This window comes from Agromyces humi, from assembly GCF_009720255.1.
GTDB classification, from domain to species: Bacteria; Actinomycetota; Actinomycetes; order Actinomycetales; family Microbacteriaceae; genus Agromyces; species Agromyces humi.
Genome location: NZ_WJSP02000413.1, coordinates 1 through 3,065, shown reverse-complemented (window position 1 = coordinate 3,065; position 3,065 = coordinate 1). Strand labels below are relative to the sequence as shown.

Annotated in this window: 2 protein-coding genes and 1 pseudogene; all 3 read right to left on the bottom strand. The window is 70.3% G+C overall.

The annotated features are described in order from the left end of the window. Nucleotides 1-118: 118 nt before the first annotated feature. Nucleotides 119-2,011 (bottom strand): adenylyl cyclase, encoded by a 1,893-nt coding sequence (locus GH736_RS20060; protein ID WP_159606475.1) that lies wholly within the window; start codon nucleotides 2,009-2,011, stop codon nucleotides 119-121. 161 nt (nucleotides 2,012-2,172) lie between these two features. After that, the gene (locus tag GH736_RS20055) at nucleotides 2,173-2,676 is read right to left on the bottom strand and encodes a zinc-binding dehydrogenase (protein WP_235934537.1); all 504 of its coding nucleotides are present in this window, start codon (nucleotides 2,674-2,676) and stop codon (nucleotides 2,173-2,175) included. Between the two features lie 105 nt (nucleotides 2,677-2,781). Further along, nucleotides 2,782-2,865 (bottom strand): annotated as a pseudogene (locus GH736_RS25550) (hypothetical protein); the annotation flags it as partial. Between the last annotated feature and the right edge of the window lie 200 nt (nucleotides 2,866-3,065).

Below are 3,065 nucleotides of genomic sequence, written 5' to 3'. Positions count from 1 at the left end.
CGGGAGTCGGCGTAGGCCTCGGCGCGCGACGTCGAGCCGTCGGCGATGGCCGGCCCCGGGGCATCCGGAGCCGCCATCGCCGACGACCGGGCGTGCAGCGCGTCAGCGCGTCAGCGCGTCACGGCAGCGGGTAGTCCGTGACGTACTGGGGCGTGCCGATCACCGAGGTGTCGGCCGTGCCGCCGTACCCGTTCACGACGTGCTCGATGACCCCGGCGCTGAGGTTCACCGTCATGATGTGGTGCAGCGAGATGCCGTCGCCCTCGGGCGTCTCGAAGCCGTTCGCCGTGACGATCGACGGGTTGTTCTGGTTGAAGACGTAGACCCCGCCGCCGTACAGCGCGTGCTCGGTCACGTCATCGGCGACCTTGTAGCCCGGGTAGCCGAGCGTGCCGTCGGGCTGGGTCCAGTCCGCCTGGGTGGGCGGGTCGTACGGCAGCTCGTTCTGGTAGAGCACCGTGGTGCCGCGCTCCCCGTTCCAGACCGTGTTGTACGTCTGGAAGTGCTCGACGAACAGCCCGGTGGCGGTTACATCGTCGCCGTTCACGACCACACCGACGCGTCCGGTGTTGGTGTTCCACCGGTCGGTGTCGCCGTTCACGCCGTTCGTGAAACCCTCGACGCCGTGGTCGCCCCGCCACACCCAGGTGTGGTCGATGAGCACGTGGTCGCTGTTCACGACGAGCGCGGTGTCGGCCTTGCCGATGTGCGGGCCACCGACGCGGAAGTACACGTCGGAGAGCGTGATCGGGTTGGTCGGGTCGAGCTGCTTCGCGTGGCCATTGCCGGGCTGGCCGACCTGGAGCAGCACGGGCGATTCCACGGTGCCCGCGTCGATCGTGACGCCGGCGATGACGATGCCGGGGGCGTCGTGCACCTTCAGCGGCACGGCGCCGCCGACGGCAGTGAGCGTCGCGTGTCCCATGCCGAGCACCACCGTGTCGGCACGCTTCACGTTGATGCTGCTCGCGATGTCGTACACGCCCGGGGTGAGCAGCAGGTGCTTGCCCTTCGCGAGCGCCGAGTTGATCGAGCCGACCGAGTCGCCCGGCTTGGCGATGTGGAAGTCGGTGATCGGGATGGTGCGACCCGGCGTCTCGCCGTCGGCCCAGGTGACGCCCCTCGTGCCGGTGTGGGCCGCCGGCACGCGCACGGCGTAGCGTCCGCTGTCGTCGACGAACAGGTACGGCTTCTCGCGGCTCACGGGCGTCTCGTCGAGCGTCGTGTACGGCGGGTTCGGGAAGGCCGCGTCATCCGGCGCCCCCTCGACGCCCGCGAACACCTGGTTCCAGACCGCGTTCGACCAGCCCGCGACCTCGCTGTTGCGGGTGAGCCACTGCTGCTGCGAACCGCTGATCACGAACGGCAGGCGGGAGTCGGCGATGAATCCGCCGCTCGCGTACTGGGGGCCTGCGGTGCAGTAGTCCATGAGCGAGAGGTTGCCGCCCGACACGTCGAGGCGGCGCATCGACACGGCCTGCGACACGGCCCAGAAGTTCGCCGAGCCGCGGCACCCGTCCTGGCCGGTGCCGTTCACCTGCAACGACAGGTTCGAGATGGTGCGCCAGAAGTTGACGAGCGCGAGGCAGTTGGAGGTGCCGCCGTCGGCGAGGCAGCGGTTGTACACCTCGATCTTGCCGGTGATGTCGACGTCGTCGGGTGACGCGCCGAGGCCGGCGATCTCGGTGTAGTAGCCGACGCGGGCCTGGAGCGGGTCGTCGGCGGTGCCGTAGGCGCCCGGCAGGAACAGCACGCTGTGGCGGGCGGTCGACATCTCGGCGTCGACCTGTGCGTCGGCGAGGTCGTCGAGCAGTGCCTGCACGTCGTCCTGGGGGGTCTCGGGCGACACGATCGCGACGTTGGGCCCGAAGTCGGGCGCGAAGGGATCGATCTGCTGGCTCGGGGCGGCGTTGGCGGCGCCCGCGGCGCCGGCGACGGTGATCACCGCCGTGACGGCGAGTGCCGCGGCGACGCGCCGCGACCGGCGCGGGCGTCGTGATGTGGTGCTCATTCGGTCGTGTCCTCCTCGTCGAGGGTGGGCGCGCACCACGCACGGCCGGGCATCGTCGCTGACGTCGTCGCGGCACGTGACGCGGTGGGTGACTCGTGTCACCTGATGGCGTACCGCTCAGGTTAGGGAACGCCCGGCGTTCCCACAAGGGGATGCGTCGGCTACAGCTCGACGACGGTCATGCCAGACCCGGATGCCCCGGCCGTGCCCATCGCGTCGAGCGCCGCGGGTACCTCGTCGAGCGTGATGCGGCGGCCGACGAGCTCGATCGGACGGAAGTCCCCCGACGCGACCGCGCCGAGCATCGACGGGTACTCGTGCGCCGCCATGCCGTGGCTGCCGAGGATCTCGAGCTCGCCGGCGATGACCGCGTCCATCGGCATCGCGGCGAGCGCGCTGTCGCCGAACATGAGGCCGATCTGCACGTGCCGGCCGCGCTTCTTGAGGCTCCGCACCGAGGCGAACGACGTCTCGCCGCTGCCGAATGCGTCGACCGACACGTCGACCCCGCCGCCGGATGCCTCGAGGATGCGTTCGGCTGCGCCGTCGCCGCCGCGCACGGGTACCGCCTGCGCCTTGCCGAGCGCCTCCTCGGGGGTGGCCTGGCCGTTCAGCACGCTGTTCACCGCGTCCTGCATGGCCTGCTCGAACTCGGCGTCGGCCACCCGCCCGGCCCTCGCCCCGACCGCACAGACCCTAAGGTGGATTCCATGACGTCGGTGCCGAGGCGCTCGTCGTCGGTGGTGAGGCCGTACGCCTGCTGAAGGGATCAGGTAGTCGTCGCGGGTGCCTGAGATCGCGGCGCACCGGCCGGGGTCGGCGAGCACTGCGAGGTCTGAGGCAGCGGAAGCGATCGCGCTGCTTGAACAAGTTCCAGTTGCCCGTCACGTCGAGTTCATCTTCTCACCCGAGTCGACATCCCCTTCTCACGCACGTGGTCCACCGTCATCCTGGGCGGGCTCATGCTCGCACCGACCGTCGCGCTCGTGCCGCTCGTGAAGATGTTCCACGGCACCCTCGAGCTGCTCGAGCCGGGCGTCAGCGTCATCGCGCT

Bases quoted from the DNA above. Each gene is read 5' to 3' on its own strand.
- GH736_RS20060 (WP_159606475.1), bottom strand. From the start codon at position 2,011: ATGAGCACCACATCACGACGCCCGCGCCGGTCGCGGCGCGTCGCCGCG.